14 protein-coding genes and 2 pseudogenes are annotated in these 20730 nt (G+C 50.5%); 12 read left to right on the top strand and 4 right to left on the bottom strand.

What is annotated here, in order from left to right; genetic code table 11:
- Positions 1 to 244 precede the first annotated feature (244 nt).
- Positions 245 to 1153: a LysR family transcriptional regulator gene (locus C1N59_RS12430; RefSeq protein WP_032413424.1), complete on the top strand. Its 909-nt coding sequence runs from the start codon at positions 245 to 247 to the stop codon at positions 1151 to 1153.
- Positions 1154 to 1598: 445 nt separating this feature from the next.
- Positions 1599 to 1940: a hypothetical protein gene (locus C1N59_RS12425; protein WP_394549639.1), complete on the top strand. Its 342-nt coding sequence runs from the start codon at positions 1599 to 1601 to the stop codon at positions 1938 to 1940.
- A 324-nt stretch (positions 1941 to 2264) separates the two neighbouring features.
- On the opposite strand, the gene C1N59_RS12420 is transcribed toward C1N59_RS12425, so the two are convergent.
- A complete protein-coding gene (locus C1N59_RS12420) occupies positions 2265 to 4181 on the bottom strand; it encodes a methyl-accepting chemotaxis protein (RefSeq protein WP_394549638.1) in 1917 nt (638 codons plus the stop codon).
- A 1031-nt stretch (positions 4182 to 5212) separates the two neighbouring features.
- On the opposite strand from C1N59_RS12420, the gene C1N59_RS12415 reads away from it, so the two are divergent.
- Both C1N59_RS12415 and ycgZ read left to right on the top strand, forming a co-directional pair.
- Positions 5213 to 6052 (top strand): MBL fold metallo-hydrolase, encoded by an 840-nt coding sequence (locus C1N59_RS12415; RefSeq protein ID WP_394549636.1) that lies wholly within the window; start codon positions 5213 to 5215, stop codon positions 6050 to 6052.
- Positions 6053 to 6423: 371 nt separating this feature from the next.
- A complete protein-coding gene (gene ycgZ, locus C1N59_RS12410) occupies positions 6424 to 6645 on the top strand; it encodes a regulatory protein YcgZ (protein WP_054634120.1) in 222 nt (73 codons plus the stop codon).
- A gap of 284 nt (positions 6646 to 6929) precedes the next feature.
- On the opposite strand, the gene C1N59_RS12405 is transcribed toward ycgZ, so the two are convergent.
- Positions 6930 to 7739 carry a Brp/Blh family beta-carotene 15,15'-dioxygenase gene (locus C1N59_RS12405; RefSeq protein ID WP_394549634.1) on the bottom strand — a complete coding sequence of 270 codons (810 nt, stop codon included), beginning with the start codon at positions 7737 to 7739 and terminating at the stop codon, positions 6930 to 6932.
- Entirely contained in the window at positions 7736 to 8449 is a 714-nt protein-coding gene (locus tag C1N59_RS12400) for a bacteriorhodopsin (protein ID WP_054634118.1), read from the bottom strand. The genes C1N59_RS12405 and C1N59_RS12400 overlap by 4 nt, the downstream gene beginning before the upstream one ends.
- 912 nt (positions 8450 to 9361) lie before the next feature.
- Here C1N59_RS12400 and C1N59_RS12395 point away from each other — a divergent pair.
- Positions 9362 to 9766 carry a nuclear transport factor 2 family protein gene (locus C1N59_RS12395; protein WP_054634117.1) on the top strand — a complete coding sequence of 135 codons (405 nt, stop codon included), beginning with the start codon at positions 9362 to 9364 and terminating at the stop codon, positions 9764 to 9766.
- Positions 9767 to 9874: 108 nt separating this feature from the next.
- On the opposite strand, the gene C1N59_RS12390 is transcribed toward C1N59_RS12395, so the two are convergent.
- Entirely contained in the window at positions 9875 to 11284 is a 1410-nt protein-coding gene (locus tag C1N59_RS12390; RefSeq protein ID WP_054634116.1) for an amidase, read from the bottom strand.
- 128 nt (positions 11285 to 11412) lie between these two features.
- On the opposite strand from C1N59_RS12390, the gene C1N59_RS12385 reads away from it, so the two are divergent.
- The 7 genes and pseudogenes from C1N59_RS12385 (at position 11413) to C1N59_RS12355 (ending at position 20095) form a co-directional block, all read left to right on the top strand.
- Positions 11413 to 11985 carry a TetR/AcrR family transcriptional regulator gene (locus tag C1N59_RS12385; protein WP_054634115.1) on the top strand — a complete coding sequence of 191 codons (573 nt, stop codon included), beginning with the start codon at positions 11413 to 11415 and terminating at the stop codon, positions 11983 to 11985.
- A 631-nt stretch (positions 11986 to 12616) separates the two neighbouring features.
- Positions 12617 to 14269: pseudogene (locus tag C1N59_RS12380) on the top strand (methyl-accepting chemotaxis protein).
- Positions 14270 to 14523: 254 nt separating this feature from the next.
- Positions 14524 to 14748 (top strand): annotated as a pseudogene (locus tag C1N59_RS12375) (IS30 family transposase); the annotation flags it as partial.
- Positions 14749 to 15036: 288 nt separating this feature from the next.
- Positions 15037 to 16905 carry a glucose PTS transporter subunit IIA gene (locus tag C1N59_RS12370; RefSeq protein WP_054634114.1) on the top strand — a complete coding sequence of 623 codons (1869 nt, stop codon included), beginning with the start codon at positions 15037 to 15039 and terminating at the stop codon, positions 16903 to 16905.
- Positions 16906 to 16910: 5 nt separating this feature from the next.
- On the top strand, positions 16911 to 18371 hold the full coding sequence (locus C1N59_RS12365) for a glycoside hydrolase family 1 protein (protein WP_394549632.1): 1461 nt from the start codon (positions 16911 to 16913) through the stop codon (positions 18369 to 18371).
- Positions 18372 to 18396: 25 nt separating this feature from the next.
- Positions 18397 to 19230: a PRD domain-containing protein gene (locus C1N59_RS12360; protein ID WP_081011375.1), complete on the top strand. Its 834-nt coding sequence runs from the start codon at positions 18397 to 18399 to the stop codon at positions 19228 to 19230.
- 529 nt (positions 19231 to 19759) lie between these two features.
- Positions 19760 to 20095, top strand: coding sequence for a FlxA-like family protein (locus tag C1N59_RS12355; RefSeq protein ID WP_394549630.1), 336 nt, complete (start codon positions 19760 to 19762; stop codon positions 20093 to 20095).
- Positions 20096 to 20730 lie beyond the last annotated feature (635 nt).

Here is a 20730-nt window from a genome sequence, read left to right as displayed (position 1 = left end):
GTACAATTTTTGCAGCAGGGATTGTCCTGTCTTTACCCGCCCGGATCGTATCGGCAGTAAGGAATAACGACGAGGCAGGACAGATTCAGGCGCTGGCCGTTTCTTTGCCCGTACCGCGGGTGAGATGACAGATGGTTCAGGTTTTCCATTTTGATTCAGACGTTGGCGGTGCTGTAAGTGAAGCGCTGGAAAGGGTGCATCACAGCGGCCTGCGGGTAGCTGAATCCACACAGGGTAAATAATGATGCGGCTCCGTCACATAGAAGTCTTTCAGGCCATCGTACAGACCGGCAGCATCAGCGCAGCCGCGCGCCTGCTCAACGTATCGCAGCCCAATATCAGCCGCGTGCTGAACCATGCAGAACAGCAACTGGGCTTTGCGCTGTTTGAGCGGCGTATCCAGGGCATGAGCGTCACGGCAGAAGGACGAAGGCTGCTGCCAGAGGTGGAAGATCTCTACCAACGCTTACAATCCATCACCCAGCTCACTGAACAACTGCGACGCGGCGAAGGGCAGATCGTCCGTGTCGGTGCGGCTCACGCTTTCGGTCAAATGGTGTTGGCACCGGCATTGGTCACCTGGCGACAACAGGTGCCCTCGGTCAGCGTTGAACTGGTCACGGAACACTTTAGTACCTTATGCCAAATGATCCTGGAGAATCAGCTTGATTTCGCCCTGGTCTTTGGTCAGCAGGTGGATGCAGCGCTGCTGGCGGAACCGCTGTTTCAGTCGTCAATGGTGGCGCTGCTGCCGCCAAATCATCCCCAACATGAGCCCGTTACGCTGGCATGGTTATGCGCGAATAACCTGCTGATGATGCAGACCCAGGATCCGCTTGGGCGCGTCCTGCACCGCGCGCTACGCGATAAAAAGCTGAATCCGGCGGTGTCGTTATCGATTAAAACCTACTCGGTGATTGCGGATATGGTACTGGCAGGCGGCGGTGTGGGCGTGGTGGATCTGTTCACGGCTTGCCGCTATGCCGAACAGCTAAAATTACTCCCCGTCGCACAACCGTTGCCGTTTGAAGTGATGCTGATCAGCCGTCGTGATCAACCCCAGTCCCAGTCCACGCTGCAACTTAAGCAGGTGATTCGCAACAGGCTGTGGGAAATCGCCCGCCAGTGCGAAGCGCAGTTTATTTGTGACTGAGCAAATAAACGGTGGTACGAGCTGCGTTCAGGCCTTTCGCCGCGCCTGAACGGCCCTGGTCGGGCTTTTCAGATGCGCGTTGTGGCTGGCCTGACGACAGGTTGCGCCGTTTTTCCTGCACCGGTTTACGTCATTTCTGATCGGGTAAGGCGACAGAGGGCTTTATGATGGTGCTGTTTAGCCAACCTGTCGCGATTCTGACTCTTCCTTGCAGTTGCCTTCAGATGTCATAAACCTGGCATACAGTTATCCAGTTGCGTTAAGACAACGTCAGCACAACGAAAAAACATTACGTCGTAAAACGCGCTCAACCGAGTGATAGTGATATATGGACGATTTAGAATTAACCCTGGCAAAAATGGCACAGCAACTGAATCAGCACGCTTTGCCCTGGATGGTGATCGGGGGAGCGGCCATGGTGCTTTACGGCCTTGAATAGGGGCCGGTGAACGATATCGATATTGTCCTGCCTTCGCATGCCGCGGCTTTTCTGAGCAAGAAATACGCCTGGCCCAACTATGCTGATGAGACGTCTTTACGGTTCCGCTCCGACTTTTTGCTGCGACCTGAGACTGGTCCGGTGCCGGTTGAACTCCTCGGTGGCTTCCACATTTTGACAGAACAAGGCTGGACTGCTCTCTCAGTAGGCGAAACCGTTACCGTGAGTATCAAATCGCAGCAGGTGTTTTTACCCGTGAAAGCACAACTTGCGGCCATTCTTCGCCTTTGTGGTCGTGAGAAGGACCTCAAGCGTATGACGCGCCTGAGTGGCACTTACGTTTCGTAAGGTAAGGATGCTTCCTGACTGAAGGGCTTTCACATTTCCTCAGGCACTGAGTGTACAAATCAAATGAACAGTTTATTGCTTCGATGATTGCGGCTTTACGCTGACTGCCTGTTTCCTGCTGCAGAATGCTGTAGAGCTTATCAATTAACGTTTTCCGCGTGATTGAATCGGCTTCATAAAACAGGGCTTCGGCTGCCTCACCAACGATAATGTGAGCGGTATGCATTTTATTTTCAGTCACGTATCCTCCCGATGCCGTCAGGCGCATCAACCCTTGCTGAGGCGCGTCACACACAGCGCCCCAGCACGGCCTTGCGTTATGCCTTAAAATGTCTCCCAGTTGGCGTCTGAGGTTTTCACTGAAGCCGGAATGTGCCGACTGCGCGCGATCACCGGAGCGCTGGTCACGGTCATTGAAGAGGGTGCCGGTAACCGAAATACGGCCACGGTTTTTTCGAGTTCCAGCGCCTGATCCTCCAGGCTGCTGGCCGCCGCAGATGACTCCTCAACCAGCGCAGCATTCTGTTGCGTCGTGGTATCCATTTCCGTCATCGCCTGCGCTATCTGGGTAATGCCCCGGTTCTGCTCGTCAGACGCGGCAGCGATTTCGCCCATAATATCTCTGACCTGAGTGACGGATTTGACGATATCTCCCATGGTATTACCGGCACGGTTAACCAGTTCGGTACCGTTGTTTACGCGCTCCAGGGATTCGCGAATGAGTGCCTCAATTTCTTTTGCCGCAACAGAACTGCGCTGTGCCAGGCTACGTACTTCACCTGCTACCACAGCAAAGCCGCGTCCCTGTTCGCCTGCCCGTGCCGCCTCGACCGCGGCATTCAACGCCAGAATGTTCGTCTGGAAAGCAATGCCGTTAATGACAGTGATGATTTCTCCAATTTTGCCCGAGCTCTGACTTATCCCACCCATCGTGGCGATCACGTCGCTGATAATTTCCCCGCCACGGCTGGCGTTATGTGATGCTTCGGTAGCCAACTGGCTGGCATGATGGGCGTTTTCAGCATTCTGTTTTACGGTGGAGGTCAGCTCTTCCATACTGGCAGCGGTCTCTACAACGGCTGCGGACTGCTGTTCTGTTCGTGAGGAAAGGTCAGTATTACCTGCTGCAATTTCAGAGGAGGCGCGTGCTACGCTGTTCACACCGTCCCGGACTTTCGAAATGATAGTGCGCAGACTGTGATTCATGGCACCGACGGCGGTCATCAGTTCGCCCAGTTCATCAGTACGCGAACTGGTTATTTCTGACGTCAGGTCGCCTGCTGAAATGCGTTTTGCTGAAGAAAGCGTCTCTTTCAGGGGAACGGTAATGCTACGGGTCATTCTCCAGGCGACAACAAGGCTAAGAATAATACAGGTAATCGTGGTGAAACCTATCTGCCAGAGGGCGGTATGTATGTACTCTTCAGCCATCTGAGACTGGAAGAAAGCCAAATCTGTCATGGACTGATTAAGTTTGCCTGCGGCGGCCGTCATGTCGTCTGAGGCGTGTTTCTCTGCGTTAACGGCAAGAAGATAGTTGTTCAACAGCACAGGGCCGGACGTTGTTTTTTGCTCCACTTCGGCTAACAAGGTAGTGAATTCTGAAGCGGACGGAACGGACAGCTGGGTCTTAAGCGATGACAGGGTATCCCTGATGCCAGCAAATTTATCCAGCGATGACGAATCTGGCGTTTTAATAAATGCCTGCACATAAAACGCGGCCTGTTCGATCTTCAGGCTCAGCGTGAGCAGTTGAGCAGCGTCAGCAGGAACGGACGTCTGTCGGGCTGCCAGTTTTTCTGACAGCGCGGCCAGTTCCAGGCGGTTCAGTTCATTTAAGGCGAAGACGGTTTTGTCTGTACTCGCAAGAAAAGTCTGCCGTTTCTCCCGATACTGATTCAGGGCAACGCTGAGAACAGAAAGCTTTTCACGCCCGGCCGTGGACCAGGAGTAGTGCTCCAGGCTTTGCCGTAAACCCGAAAGCTGGTTCATTGCCTCGCCATTGATTTCGATAAACTTCGTCTCACGAGTATACTGAAAAAGTGTGCGGTTAAGCCGGGCTTTAGCCAGCGAATCCAGCATTTGTACGGTAATGTCACGTTTGGCAGAGTTCTCTTTGATATTTAAAAAACATTTGAGCGCCAGCGAAGAGATAATCAGTGAGGCAAGAATAACTAACAGAAAACCCAGAACCAGTTTACCGCCTATCTTTAAATTGTAAAAGCTTTTTATAATTTTCATTTAATTAACCCTGTGTTGAACGTTACCCCGAGTCTTAGGTTTCTCAGGCGGTAATCGTATATCGGCACAAAAGATACATTCGTTATGCTTCTTTTGGTTTTTGCCCGTTATTTTTAAATTTATTTGATTTTGATCAACCTAATCACGCCCGTTTTCATTGGATTAAAATCAGGCATTTCATTATTTCAGGCGTTATTATATGAAATCTACTTTATCGTTTAACCAAAGGTTTTTGGGTTGATTAATTAATTAAGACTTTGAATTTTATACATTTAATTTTATTTGCTTTGGTATAAAAAGAGTGTGGGTGATTTTAAGGGTTTCAACAAGAAATGGCGTAAAAGGGGTGCGTTAGTGGAGCAGGCATCCTATTAAACGTATATAAAATCGCCTTGCGTTTCTTGTCTGGTTTGCAAATAAGCGCAATATTGTGTCTGTCATGTTTTCCTCTGATGTTAATTTTAACGAAGCGGCTGTCCTGATATTTTTAGATCTTGTCGGATTCTGACTAAGTAAAAAGAAACCGGTATGTAAATTAGCGTCGTGTCACCGTCTCGTTTGCAACGCTCAGATATCAGTACAATAATTCATTAACGTGGGAGCTGCTGGCGCCTGCAGCTAAAGTAGCCTGGAACTGTTTAGTTAGTTCGCTCCCCGCTATTCAGGTGGGGAATTTTTTATCTCTGCCTGGCATGAACAGCATTATTTATGGCAGACAGTCCGGCATGTCAGGTTGATAACCCCTCTGACCATTCATGTCTGATGAAATCACTGAAGCGAGCGTCGGGTGACGGGCAGGATGACAGGCTTAGTGCTGCTGCACAGAACAGTGAGCCCCATTAATACAGTCATCGTAACCCGCCTGAAGGGCGGCTTTTCGCCAGTTCTGCTTTTGCCTCTGACGCGTCAATCATCAGGGAAGCGACAAAAAATATTCAGCCATTCTGCTTCCTGCGTTAGGTCCTTAAGCAAGCAGGCCTACAGATAGGGGTCGTCAGAATGCCTGACTACACCTTAAAACTGGATAATTTATGAAAATTCATCATCTCAACTGTGGATGTATGTGCCCCGTAGGTGGAGCGCTGTTTGACGGTTTCAGTAAAGGTCTGTATGCGCATCTGGTGTGCCATTGTCTGCTGATAGAAACAGACCGGCACGGCCTTGTACTGGTTGATACCGGTTTTGGACGAGAGGATATGCGCCAGCCAGAAAAACGCCTTTCTGGCTTTTTTCGACTGCTGAACAATATTCAACGACGTGAAGATCTTACCGCACGTTCTCGCATTGAGGCGCTGGGGTTTGACGCTATAGATGTCCGTCACATCGTTCTTACTCATCTCGATTTTGACCATGCAGGCGGGCTCACTGATTTTCCTGGTGCGCAGATACATCTGCTGCAAACCGAAATCGATACGTCACAGCAACGGCACAGCTGGCTGGCCCGTGAGCGCTATCGACCGGGGCAATGGACAGGCGTTTCCGGCTGGACGGGCTATCAGGTTCAGGGAGAGCGGTGGTACGGCTTCGATGCCGTAACATCTCTGACAGGGCTTCCCGCTGATATTCTGCTTGTGCCACTGCCCGGTCATACACAAGGGCATGCAGGCATTGCAGTTCGCGGGGCGGAAGGATGGCTGCTTCATGGCGGGGACGCCTGGTTCTATCGGGAAGAAATGGCACTGCATAAACCCCACTGTACGCCAGGGCTACGTTTCTATCAGTGGATGATGGCAATGGATAATAAAACCAGACGGGATACGCAACGGCAGCTTCGTGCGTTGTTAAGTCACTATCATCAGGAAATCACCTTCTTTTGCAGCCACGATGCAAAACAATTGCGGGCCCTGAATCCTGATGCGGAAATGGGTTAATCTTTGCCGATCTCCTTCGACGTTTTCAGCACAGTGACCGGGAATAATGGCGCAAAATCCCCTTCGCTTAGCGTGCCTTTACCGCTCTCATTTCATCTCTGTCACGGAAAGCAGCACCTGTACAGGGATGCGGCCATGGCGTTTGTTATGCTACTGAATCAGCCTGGGTCAGGGCCGAAAGTCTGCCAGACTCTCATCATCATCCTCAGAATAATAGTAAAAGCACGTTTTGCAAAAGAAAACGAGCGTTTCCCAAAATACACCTGTACAGCGGACCATCAAGTCTATAACTTTACCCACAAGTAATAGTAAACCCATTAAACATTTTCCCAGAGCCAACATTGTACAAAAACTCGTCCAAATCCGACGCCATGAGCGCCATTGCCCGCTACTTCGACAGTGCGTCACTGCCCACTCAGCAGGAAACGCTGGGGAGCATCGCGTCAGAAATTCTTCGCGCAGGAAAAAGCCTGAACCGCACGGCCATATGCAGCAAACTTGTCCGCCGCCTGGAGCTGGCAGGAAGTGCAGAAGAAGAGCAGCACTACCGTGAACTCCTGGGTCTTTTGTTCGGTCGTAAATCCGGGAACTGATCCCCCACGACTGCCAGGCTGAATCCCGATACTCGTCTTTCCCCTCGTTTCCCTGACGTTCACCCCTTTTGCCGCTGCATGATTCCGGCGGCATAACCTTACGCCATTATTACGCACGCGCTCAGCGCCGGGGTCAGGGGATGTTCAGGGGAACGTTGCAACGTGTGCGGTGGGTAACGTCAGAAAGGGCCGCGCTGATTATCATGCCTGAAAGTCAGGCATCTACATGCTGACGCCACAGTTAACCTTCTGCGTCCGGCGAAGCGTTCCTGTTACTTCTGACGTTATTCACTTTTACCCGGCTCGAAGTAAGGGGTAATCAGCATATGGGGAATAGCGAGTGAAGCGAGCGCAGCAAACAGCGATTTTATGTCTGCGTCACTGGAGGGATACATCATACAGGTTGTCGCGACCGCCAGCAGAATGGCCGCTGCCAGCACCGGCCAGGTCGCATAAAGGTAGCCGGTGTAATGCGCATAACCCAACTGAATACGACGTAACCGGGTTTGTGGCAGGGCATGCAAAATTAAAAAACCCATGGAAAAGCCGACAAAAGGGGGAAGGAGCAGTAACGCCAGCGTCCCGGTAATGAGCCGCACATCGTGACGCCTCAAGCCGGTGATCATCAGGCTAATGGCACAAAGTGCGCCCGCAATCGCCATGCATAACGTCACAGAACTGAGCAGAGCGGGTGCCAGTCCTGCCTGGTGAAGAATGATGTTGTATTCTTGCAGGTGGAAGAGGGCGGGCGTCGCTATCATGCTGACGCCTCTGGCCAGGCGTTCTGTCATCCTTCCCTTTGGCGCATCCTCAAGGGCAAAATGCAGCGCAGATGCCAGCAAGAAACCGGGTAATGCCAGTGCCGGCGAGCAGTGCCACCAGAACAGGCAAAGCAGGATGATCACGCCGTAAGCAGCCAGGAACGGCAACTTACGCCCGCGTTTTACTACGGCCAGATCGCTGGCACCGTGTGCCATGCCAATAACACCTATTGCGACAATGGCAAATATTAACTGCACGGACAGCGGACTGAAAGAGGCAGCCAGCGCTGCCCCCCAAAGTCCTGTCCAGCCGGCAGTCTGCCGCAGAGTCATACCCGCACAGCACCATCAAATGTGGTATGGCGCAGCGCTTTTTCAAGACTGGATGCAGCGTAAAAGGCGTAAAACACCTTGGCGATGATATCAAGAACCAGGAATGCCCATACGGACGCAGGATCGGTGATGATTTTTAACCCTTCCGGACCGACAAGGAAAACGATAGGGTAGATGAACCAGACCACCGTCAGTAATGCGACGTTTTTGTTGTAAGCGTCCGCTATCGCCCTGCCGCGCTCCGCGGCAATCGTCCGCAGCGGCCCCCACAGGAGGTAAACCACGCCAAGAAACGCAGCACATGACCAGAGATACCAGACCCATTTTGCGGCGAACGTTGCCGCCAGCGAAGAGACCAGACCGGTGATAATCATCATCACATCCAGAATGATGATGGCTGTTAAAAAGCCGCCCATTTCACCCGGTTTACTCTGCTCGTGAAAGGCAACCATAACAAGCCCTGCCAGTAAAACAGGCGTGGTGACGGACCAGTCTGCGTAGCGGGCCAGATAAACGATGCTGCCACTCTCTGTGGCCAGATTTCCGAAACCAAAGGCCATGGCCAGATAAGCGGTGGCAGCAATAAAAGGGACCGAGGCATGCATTAACGTATGATGTCGGAAGGGGAAGGTTTTTTTGCCGGTGGCATAAATCGCCAGTGACGCAATTGCCATGACCGAAAACCCGATCAAAAATGCGGTTTGATCCATAATACTGTCTCCTTGCACAGACGACTTTACAGGGCCGTTTGCGCTGCCATAAATTGAAATGAGTTTTATATTCCGAATGAGAATATGCCTGAAGTATATGGCACCCTGTTCAAAGCGCGAGTGACTGAAGCGTATTTCAAAAATGGCTGGAGAAACAGGGTGAATAAATGCTTTTATATTCGGCACTGGCCAGGCGAGAAATGTAAAGAGCTGTTTCACCGGTTTTCACTTTTAACAGTTTGCGTCCATCAATAAAAGATTTCCAGGTGTTTTTTGCCTTTATTATTAAGGGGTTATTTGTAATTTGTGATTTTGGGGAAAAGGAGGGTAAATAACCCGAAAGGAACAGAATTATATTTTTCGCTAGAGAAAATAGAATGGTGTACTAAGCGCGGGATAAGATTTTCAGAGGGCGTTAACCTGCCGCTATTAAAGAGCTTCTCGTATAATCACTGTTAGTGACTATATGGCTGACGCAATCCCCTTTCTCTGTGACGGAATACGCTGGCATTACATTGCTGTTAAGTCAGTCAGCTCACTATTACAATAAGCTGCATTTCATCTCAGAGAGAGCGGTAAAAGCGATTATGCGGCGTTACCCTGTGGAGGGATTATCCAGAATAACTCGCCCGGCATGACTAAATGTTTTTTTCAGAACAAAGCGAACAGGTCTGGAAAGCGGTTCGTCTTCATTTTGCCTGAATAAAACCGCGTTAATGATCGCGACATTATCTCAAGTGACGAGTTAAAGGGGAAACCGCCCGCGTTATGCAACATGCTCTTCGAAACACGATCACGTCAGTAACCCGAGTTTTGACCTGCACCATATAACCGCATCTGCAGATAAGCCGCTTGCCGGAACACTAAATTAATCTTGAGGGCCTGGGCTTCAGTTAACGGGAGTGACACTTTATGACGACGCCAACACCTCAGGCTGTAGTCGAAACCTTCTTTCATCGTATCGCCACCTCAGAGTCGGTAAGCGAGATCGCGGAACTGGTCAGTGAAAAGGTAGACTGGTTCATCGCTGGTAATACGCAGGTGGTTCCCTGGATTGGGCGCAAATGTGGCAGAACGGGTGTGGCAGAATTCTACGCACAAATCCGGGAGCAGACGACGTCCGAAAAATTCGATCTTAACGATATGCTTATCAATGGTAACCATGTTGTTGCTACGGGGGAACTTGCCACGCGTGTCAAAAAAACCGGTAAGTTAATTGAGACTGAGTTTGTCCTTGATATGTACATCGAACAGGGACTTATTACGCGTTTCCGCATGTTTGAGGACAGCTATGCCGTGTCCGAAGCCTGTCTGTGAGTGGGAAGCCTCAGCCAGGACAATGAGCGCTGTGCGGCGCAATCCGCATGTACAAGGCGGGTAAAACGAAAGCAAGAAGCCCCGCGGCATTGGCGGGGCTTCTTGCTTTTACAGTGACGGATGTGCGCCTTTCATCGGGCTTACGGCTTCCAGTAGGGAAGCAATGTGAAGAATGACATGCTCATCGTGCCATTTGCCGACAATCTGTACGTTGATCGGTAATCCGTCACGGCTCTTACCGAACGGCAGCGCGACGCCAGGCAGGCCGGTGATATTCAGCGGCACCGTCGCACCCTGCAGATAAGTGGCGTCAACGTCCTGACCGTCAATCACAAATCTGTCTACGCCATGTTTATGCGCCGTAATGGGGAGGACATGCGTGATAAGCGCATCGTAACGTGAAAAGTATGCTGCAAAGCCATCCCGTAACCTTTCGGCGGCCTGCTCCGCATCAATAAAATCCGTCATCGAGCTATCTGGCAGAGACAGCATGGTTTTTGCCATTTTGTAGAGTTCATCAGGGTGGCGACCTGCCGTTGCCGCCGCAAAGGCAGGCTTCATCTCCATAACGTGAAGGCGGTTAAACACGTCCAGCGCAAAGTCCTGTTCCAGAGCAGGGATGCCGACATGTTCAACCTCAACGCCAGGGGCTTTTAACGCTTCCGCGGCCGTCTTCACCACGGCGGCCACTTCCGGGTCTACCGGGCCAAAACCCGGACCGGTCATCCAGCCAATACGCAGCGAACGTGATGCTACCGGCGGTAGCCCGTTAGCATGGACTCGCGCGGTGCTTGAGAATGCATCATGACCGTCCGGTCCGGAAAGCTGAGAGAAGGCCAGCGCAATATCGCGAACTGAGCGGGCCATTGGACCAACATGCCAGAAGCGGCGGGGCGCGCGCGGCCAGATGCCCGTCATCGGCACACTGCCGTGCGTGGCTTTCATCGACGTGATGCCGGTCTGGGCGGCGGGTCCTCGTACAGAAATGGCCAGATCTGTTCCCAGTCCCAGCGGAGACATTCCTGCGGCAATCGCGGCAGATTCACCGCCGCTGGAGCCGCCGGGCGTCCGGGTCAGGTCCCAGGGATTATTTGACCGGCCGGACAGCAGATTATCGCTCTCGATCCAGTATGAAAATTCCGGCAGGTTCGTCTTAGCCAGCAGGATACCGCCTGCTTTTTTAAGCCGTGCCACGCTGGTCGCGTCTTCATCAGGAAGTCGGCCTTCAAAAATGGGCGAACCACGCTGGGTCAGTACACCAGCCGTATCAATGGAATCCTTTACGGTGAAGGGAACACCATGAAGAGGGCCAAGTTTCTCTCCCTTCATCACGGCGGCTTCAGCGATGGCCGCCTGTTTCAGAGCGTCATCTGCCAGCGTGACGACAGCGTTAACGTCCGGATTCGTGGTAGCAATGCGATCAAGATGTGCCTGCATCACTTCAACCGGCGAAATATCGCGGTTGCGGATCAGGCTGGCCAGATGAGTTGCGTCGGAATAATAAATGTCTTTGCTCATGATTAATCCTCGTTGAAAAAAAACTACCTAACGATTGGTAGTTGAATTGTGGGCGCGAAAAATCGCACTGTCAATACCTACCTAACAAATGTTAGAATTGTTTTTCAGGTTTCCGGAGGAGCAGGGCAATGAGCAAAACATCACGCGACGAGATCCTCAACGCCGCCAGGCTGGCGGCACAGGCGCATGGTTATACAGGATTAAATATTCGTGGACTGGCCGACGAGGTGGGGATTAAAGCAGCCAGTATTTATTATCATTTTCCCAGTAAGGCTGAACTGGGCACGGCAGTGGCCCAGCGTTACTGGGAGGACACGGCACGAGACCTGGCGGCATTACGGGAAACGGAGGGCGATGCGATAAACAGCCTGGGCCGCTATCCGCAGATATTTCGCCGTTCGCTGGAAAGTGGTAACCGGCTCTGTATGGGAAGTTTTATGTCGGCTGAGTACGATGACTTGCCAGAACCGGTCAAGCTTGAGGTGCAAAAGTTTGCGGACGTCAACATCGACTGGCTGGAAACACAGCTTCTGGAAGCGGGGATTACATCGTCAGAAGACAGCAGAATCCGTGCCGGTGCGATTTTTTCTGCCATCGCCGGCGCGCAGCTGATGGCCAGAAGTCGAAACACTATTCAGCTTTTTGATGAACTCATTGAAGGATACAGGCTGGCTGGTCTTTTACCCGCCGCCCGGTGCTGAGTTCTGAGAGAGTGCACAGCACCGGATGGACGCCGGGCAGGTCTGTCAACCGAAGCATGTGATGGGGCAACAGACGAGGAACTGAATGTTGCGGTAACCTTCGCGATGAAGGCCTGGGACGCCAGTCGGTTGTAGCGTGTTAATTAGCGAGAACGTGAGGTTGTTGACATTCGCTTCTGGTAAAGAGCGGACTGACATGGAGCTTAAATCCGCCATGAGCGATCTGCGGACATTCAGGATATCCGATCAACGGCCAGAAATTTAGAGCTCATCGCCAAAAATGAGGCTTCTCTCCTCAGGTAATTCATTTCCGGGAACGCGGAACTTGCCCCCAATAAATTGAGGGTTGGATCTGAGCGGCCTGTTTTATTCTTTTGGAAATATCCTTCTTCAGAAGGCTTATATTGTACTGCACAACCCCGTGCTTACCCTTCTCAATGAGTGGATTCCTTCCTTGATGCTCTCATCTGATCTGCACCTTGCTTCATGAACCTTTTTTTGAAAATTGCCGATAAAACATATACCGCAAACAAATTATGCGGCTCCGTACACATTGCTCATCTTCCCCTCAGTGGAAGTCTTTTTCGTCAGCGCCATGCATTAATGCTGACGCCCTAACCTAGGAATAAATATGAATAACATAAGAATCGGAGTTCGTCTCGGTATCACCTTCGGCTTTATGGCTCTCCTTGTCATGTTTATGGTGCTCATCGGCATCATAAAAATTAACGCTCTCGGGAATGCCAACGATGACATATCAGGGAGTCTTTACACCAAAGCCTCCACTTCTCTGTCAATCCGTTACTACACATCAGACATGAGCCGGCTTGCGCGTAATGCGATTCTCCTTAAAGACGCTCCAAAAAGGGAAAAAGCTATAAGCGATTACCGCGACGAAAGACGCGAGGTTGACAGGTTAATCAGCCTTATCGGCACGTAGGTGAACACCCCCCAGGGAAACGAAATCTTTATCCGGCTCAAAGCCCGTGCAGAACTTTTTCTGCCTTTCATTGATGAGGTTGTGGCACTTGCCCAACAGGGAAAAAGCGATGATGCCACCCAACTCCTGTTTGGCCCCCGTTACCAGACTCAGGGAGACTTTATGGCGTCGCTGAAAGAGATGCAGACCTTCCAGGAGACCCGAATGAGCTCTGCCGCTGCGCAGGCTCGCGCCGACCGTTCTGGTGCACTGATGATGCTGGTTGTTGCCGGTTTGGTTGCGCTGTTACTGGCCGCGATATCCGCTTGGGTTATCACCCGGAGTATCACGCGGCCGCTCAGTGTGGCCGTTGAGGCCGCCCGCCGGGTGGCCCGCGGTGACCTGACTGGTAGCGTCAGTGCAGACCGTAAAGACGAAACGGGCATACTGCTGTCTGCCATCAGTGACATGCAGGCCTCGCTGATTAACACGGTCAGCCTCGTGAGAAGCAATGCAGAAAGTGTGGCATCCGCCAGTACCCAGATTGCCCAGGGTAACTCAGACCTGTCACAGCGTACCGAGGAGCAGGCCAGCGCCCTTGAACAAACATCAGCAACCATGACGCAGCTCGGCGTGACGGTGAAGAATAACGCAGATAATGCCCGTCAGGCAGGCCAGCTTGCAGTAAGCGTTCGGGATGTTGCAAATAAAGGCAGCGATGCCACCACGGCCATTACCGGCACCATGAAATCCATCAGCGAAAGCTCCGGCCGTATTGCCGAGATTACTGCCGTGATTGACGGAATCGCATTCCAGACGAATATCCTTGCGCTCAACGCCGCGGTTGAGGCAGCAAGGGCGGGTGAACACGGCCGGGGTTTTGCCGTGGTGGCCAGTGAGGTCAGGTCTCTGGCGCAGCGCAGCGCAACAGCTGCCGGTGAAATACGTCAGCTTATTGAGGCAAATGCGCACAGCGTCGAAGAAGGTAACAAACTGGTGTTACACGCTTCTGAAACAATGTCAGGCATCCTCTCTGCGGTCGGAAAGCTGACTGACACCGTGGAGGAAATCACCTCCTCAAGCGCCGAACAGGCCCGTGGTATTGAACAGGTAGGCATTGCGGTAACGGAGATGGACAGCACCACGCAACAGAATGCCTCGCTGGTCGAGGAATCTGCCTCAGCGTCTGCGAGCCTTAAAGATCAGGCCGAACGGCTTCTCCAGGCCGTATCCGTTTTCAGTCTGGGTAATCAGGTCATTAGGTCTTCTGTTAATGCGGCTTATGAACCCGTAGGGCAGAAATTCAGTACGCCGGAAACAGGCACTGGCGTAACGAACAGGGACGAAGGCTGGAAGCATTTCTGATCGGAGTACCGCGCTGCTGACTGGCGCGGTACGACGTAAAAATCCTGCAGTAAGTCTCGTCAGTGTTGGTTTATGAAACAAGTTTCTGGTCTTCATCAGACAGTGTCCGCTTTGAGCGATAAGCGGACGTCGAATTATGACGATACTGTAGTTCTGCTGTCTGAATTTCCAGCGGACTGGCGAAACGGGAAATATCAAGAAAAACCAACCGACATTACTGACTGATGGTGTATCAATTCTTAGGGGGCAGATCAATTCAGGTTTACTTCTGCGATCCTCAATCTCCCTGGCAACGTGGCTCAAATGAAAATACGAATAGATTGCTCAGACAATATTTTCCAAAAGGAACTAACTTATCGGTTCACAGCCAGCAAAGACTTAACAGTGTTGCCAGACAGCTCAACGAAAGGCCGAGAAAAACGTCAGACTATGAATCACCCGCAGAGCGGTTCAATCAGTGTGTTGCATCCCTCGGTTGAACTCACAGCACAAAGCGGACAGTGGCAATTCAAATCACCGATCAGGGTGTAGGTTACATTATGAAAATATGCTCATTCACCGGATAAAGACAGCTTGCTCCGAAGGAGTAAAAGATGTCGTGTACATCACGTTTTGTCAGTCACAAGGCTCATTTTGATTGCCTGTTGTTCCCCAATGCGCTATTGATGAGCTGAACGACACACAGGCGTGTTACTGGTAATGCAGGCAAGACCTGAAGCTCCTCGTAAGAGGGGCTTCAGGTCTTTTTTTTTGGGGAAGGGGTTGCGATGGATCACATTAATACTGGCCGTAATATACTTGCCCTGGTCGGCGGGGCGGATAATGTTGAAAATATTGAGCATTGTTCTACGAGGCTCCGGCTGAGTCTTTATGACAACGCTAAAGTTCAGGTTGAAAGGCTCAGGAGCATTCCGGGCGTAATCGGAGTGGTGCTCAATGTTCAGTGCCAGATTGTCATTGGTAAAGACGTGGTAAAGGTGTGTGATGCCATTAAGACATTGATGCCATCTGCTGTGCGTGATAATCCGGAGCGCGCAGTCAGGCAAAAGTGGAGTGCACGGCTCATTGATTTTGTCATCAGTATATTTCAGCCACTCATTCCGGCCATAGCGGGTGGTGGCGTACTGAAATCATTACTGATTGTCATGGATATGTGCGGGTGGCTTCATAAAGACACGCCAACCTATAAAGTGCTGGACTGCATAGGTACTGCCCCCATCTATTTTTTGCCCTTACTGATCGCCGTTACCACGGCAAATAAACTGAAAGTTAATGTGCTGGTTGCATTAACCGCTGTTTCTGTACTGCTGCTGCCCGCTTTCACGACCCTATCGAAGCAGGGCACAACGTTTCTGACGCTCGACATTACAAATGTCTCCTATGCCGCCCAGGTTTTTCCCGCAATACTCTGTGTACTTTTTTATGCCAGGACTGAATCCCTTTTCAACCGATATACGCCCAGCGCATTACGTGGATTTTTATCACCCATGCTTTCACTGGTGACGACCGTTCCTGTAACCCTGCTTGTTCTGGGGCCCCTGGGATTCGAGGCAGGCTCCCTGCTCACACAGGGCATACTGTGGATGCACAACAAATTTGGATTTATCGCCACGGGCTTACTGGCCGGCGGTCTTCCGTTTATTGTTGCTGCCGGTATGCACAAACCGTTTTTACCCTACGCCATTATGTCGATGAGTCAGTCAGGGAAAGAATCCCTCTATAACCCTGCCTCGCTGGCGCACAACATTGCTGAAGCAGGCGCATGTCTGGCCGTTTCACTGAAGGCTAAAGATAAGATGTTTAAAGGCACAGCCATGACCTCCGGGATTTCGGCTCTGTTTGGCATTACTGAGCCCGCACTTTACGGCATTACGCTGCTCAACAGGCCTGTGCTTATTTCAGTGATACTCGGCGCGGCCACCGGAGGGTGCTTTATGGGCATGATGATGGTTTCAGCCTATGCCATAGTCGCCCCCAGCCTTGCCAGCATTTCAATTTTTGCTTCACCAGAAAACCCGACCAGCCTGATGTACGCATTCACAGGCGCAGCAATGTCATTCAGCATTGCTTTTATTTCAACACTGTTTTTCTGGAAAGAAAAAAAACCAGTCAGAGCGTCAGCTGCGGCAATCACTGAGCATCAGTCAGTGAGCGAGAGTGTCCCGCCGGTTGCGGCGAGAGAACATTCATTTACCAGCCCTGCTCAGGGGAAGATTATTCCCATTGAAGACGTCAATGACAGCGTGTTCTCTGCAAAAATCATGGGAGAAGGTATCGCGGTAATCCCGGATCTCGGGGCCTTATACGCGCCGGCAGATGGTGTCATTGAACACCTTTTTGAAAGTGGCCATGCCGCAAGCATGAAAACTGATGAAGGGGCAGAACTTATTTTTCACATCGGCATTGACACGATAAAAATGAACGGTGCGGGTTTTTCCCCTCAGGTCACTTCTGGGCAGCGGGTAAAAACGGGGGATCTTCTTATTCAATTCGATATTAATGACATCATGAAGGCGGGTTTCGACCCTGTCGTGGTGATGGTCGTTACAAACAGTGACCAGTTTAAAATCAGGATGAAGCCCTTAACGCCTGATATTTCACATCAGTCAACGGTTCTGAAGTTAAAAGAGGTTTAATGATTATGTCTCAGTCAATTCTTCCCGACAACTTTTTATGGGGTGCGGCTATTGCAGCTAACCAGGCTGAAGGCGCCTGGAATGTGGATGGTAAAGGGCCATCTGTTGCAGATGCTGTAGCGTACAAGGCTCATCTGAGTACGAGTGATTATGCAGGACATAGTGCCGTGTCGGATGAAAACGTCAGCGATGCTCTGAACGGCAGGCACGATAACAATTATCCAAAGCGCCGTGGGGTCGATTTTTATCACCGCTACAGGGAGGACCTGGCGCTTATGGCTGAAATGGGGATCAAAGTCCTGCGCATCTCTATAGCCTGGACGAGAATTTTCCCGACCGGAGAAGACGATGAGCCAAATGAAGCAGGTCTGAAGTTTTATGAAAATCTGTTCACAGAGATGCGCAGACACGACATTGAACCGCTGGTCACGCTGTCGCACTATGAAATGCCTCTGGTGCTGAGTGAGAAATATAACGGCTGGGTGCACCGGAACGTCATTCATGCCTTCCTTCGTTACTGCAACGTGTGCTTTGACCGTTATAAAGACCTGGTGCGTTACTGGCTGACCTTTAATGAGATAGACAGTATTCACCGTCATCCTTTTACTACGGCCGGTATACGCGAAGAAAAAAGCCTGCCCGGAAAGAGTAAGCAGGATATATATCAGGCTCTTCATCATCAGTTTGTAGCATCCGCTCTGGCCACGCGTGACTGCCATGAAAAGATCCCGGGAAGCCAGGTCGGATGCATGCTGACAAAGCTCACCACTTATCCTTCTACCTGCCATCCTGACGACGTTGAAGCCACGCTGAAAAAAAATCTCGAGAACTATTTTTACGCTGACGTTCAGGTAAAGGGAGAGTATCCGCCCCTGATCAAACGGGATCTTGAACTGCGCGGGATCAGCATTGACATGCAGCCGGACGACCTGGATATTTTACGTCACAACACGGTCGATTTTCTTTCTTTCAGTTATTACATGTCCATTACCGAAAGTGTGCAACCGGACGCTGAACGGACGGCAGGAAACACGATTATGGGTGTGAAAAACCCGTACCTGCCCGCGTCAGAATGGGGATGGCAAATTGACCCTGTAGGACTCAAAATTTCCCTGCTGGAGCTGTATGACCGTTACCAAATCCCTCTTTTTATTGTTGAGAATGGATTCGGAGCAAAAGACACCGTTGTCGATGGCCGCATTCATGATGACTACCGTATTGACTATTTCCGCGCCCATTTCGAACATATGCTTGAGGCGGTAAAGGAAGGTGTGGAGTTGATGGGTTACACAAGCTGGGGAACCATAGATATCATCAGTGCAGGAACGTCACAAATGACCAAGCGCTATGGATTTATCTATGTGGATCAGGATGATGAAGGCCATGGAACACTGAACCGGCTACGTAAAGATTCTTTCTACTGGTATTCGAAGGTTATAAAGACAAACGGAATGGATTTAAGCTGATACTCAAAAGCCGCAGGGATAAATGATGAAAGTTAAAAAGTCTCTCAATAACAGTATGTTGCTCGTTGAAAGTGATGGCAGGGAAATAATACTGTTTGGTAAGGGGTTGGGCTTCAGTACCAGACCGGGCACTACGGTCAATCTGGAGGACGTAGAACAGGTATTTATCCCTTTACAGACACTGAGGTCAAAGCACTATCTGGCCTTGACGGACACGATCCCTGCGGCGCTTTTTGAAATCACCCACGAGATCGTTAAAATTGCTCAAAGTTATTACAGCGAAAAGCTTAACTCTGTGCTTCTGTTTACACTTGCAGAACATCTCTCTTATGCCCTGGAGCGTTGTAAGACAAATACCAACATAGCAAACAGGCTCACATGGGAAGTAAAGCGTTACTACAAAAAAGAATACCGGATAGGTGAACTCGCAAGGGATATGGTGTCTGATAAGTTTTCTGTAAATCTTCCAGAGGATGAGGCGGTACACATTGCTTTCCATCTCATTAATGCGCGTTCGCAAAGTGATGAAACTAATGCGCACAAGCAGGTCGAACTGGTAAACAGGGTCGCCGAAATCGTCCGCTACAAACTCAATAAAAATATAGACGTTGATTCTACTCACTATGCTCGCTTTATTACCCATTTACGGTACTTTGCCGAGCGCGTGCTGAATGGCAGGACTGAACAGCAGGAAACCGATGATTTTTATCATGAATTAGTCAGGTTTCACCCAAAATCAATGGAGATAGCAGAGTCAGTACGTGACTATATCCGCACTAACTTAAGCGTTGTTATTTCTAATGATGAACTGACCTGGCTTGGTATACATATCAGTAAACTGAGTAAATCCGAAAACTGAGTCGTCCCGGCATTCTTCCTGCAGGCCTAACCGGTATACGAACTTTTTTGCTGTCTGATTTTTAGCATGAATATTTTCTTCAGCGTTCCCTGATCCACTCTCAAAACTTATGAAGTGCGGGCTTTCCTGTGTCCGCTTCTGGCTATAGAGGACATTTGAAGTTTCCTTAAGCCAGTGAATATTATTTTTACGCAGTCGACTGTCAATCAGCACAACACAGCCCATGCCAACAATGTCACCCATTAAACCGACATATGTCGATTCTGTAACCAGTGTAACGGCCTCTTTATCTATCCGGTCCAGTCACCAGAGAAACTGTCTCAGTTGCCAGTTGATGCGCAGGTCAGAAGAGAGACAGCTTACTAGCTGTGCCGAAAGAAGACGATGGCTTTATCATTTCATTCTGCGTAACCAGAAGTAAATTCAAAGCAAATACACTTGGCGGGGTACCGAATAGTAACGTTACGTTAAAGTTTCACGACGCAATGCCGATAACAAATGAGGTTTAACAAGGACAAAGGAGGACTGTATGTCTGTCTCAATTCAAACCACCACCAATACTGGCATAGGGGCTTCAGACAACTCTGGTCAGGACCTCTCATCGCAAATAGCGCAAATAGCTAAACAGATTCAGAAACTGACAGAGAAGCTGGCCAAAATCCCTTCAGAAGACGGTATTACTCCTGAACAGAAAAAAGAAATGGCAAGGATGATCCAGAAGCAGATACAAAGTCTGGCGGCTGAAATGGCCCAGTTGCAGAGAAAGCAGGCAGAGAAAGCTGAGAAAAAGGATAAAGACAGCCAATCCGGGCCTGAGAATAAAATCAATAACACCAGCGCCAACTTGATAGACATTTATGTTTAAGAAATAATTTAATAGTGGCCCTTTCCGGGCCATATATCTAAAGATGTTTATCTTTCAGCCATCTCCCTGAACCTGACCCCCCTCCTTTTTCTCTCCGTAGGCAACACAGATTGTTGTCAGCTGCTCCCGCTTATGGCACAAATCGGAAGTTTTAATCTGAATTAACCGCTGTAGTGAGACCCGTATTCAGAATGCCGCTTCAGCGGCATGAAGGCGCCAGATGAAGTAAAAGATGGCGCAGAAGCTGAACGGCGCCGTACGCCCGGCGTAGCCGGTTAGAGACGTATAAATCGTGCTATACCCTACCTTTCCCTGAATAGCCCTGCGGGCTTGCAGCAATGAAGAAACTGAGGTAACCCCTTTTAACCCCGGTGAGCGGGCTTCACGGCGTCTGCGACGTGAAGGGCGTGATTTCCGGGGACTTGGCGTTGGCAGCTTGCTGCTGACGCTTAGGGGGGGGTCATCATAACTTTCAGCGACGGATGCGGAACTTAACACGGTAGCTGGGGACGGTTTTAAATACCGATCCTGCTTAGCAGCACATGGCCCTCCACTTCACCTTTCACGCCAGCACTTCAGGTTGAACGGTTACCGGGAGCACGACTCCGTATGTACAAGGCGAACAGGCGTGACGG

This window comes from Pantoea sp. SGAir0183, from assembly GCF_043545505.1.
The sequence above is the reverse complement of the archived record's forward strand: the minus strand, read 5'-3'. Positions and strand labels throughout refer to the sequence as shown.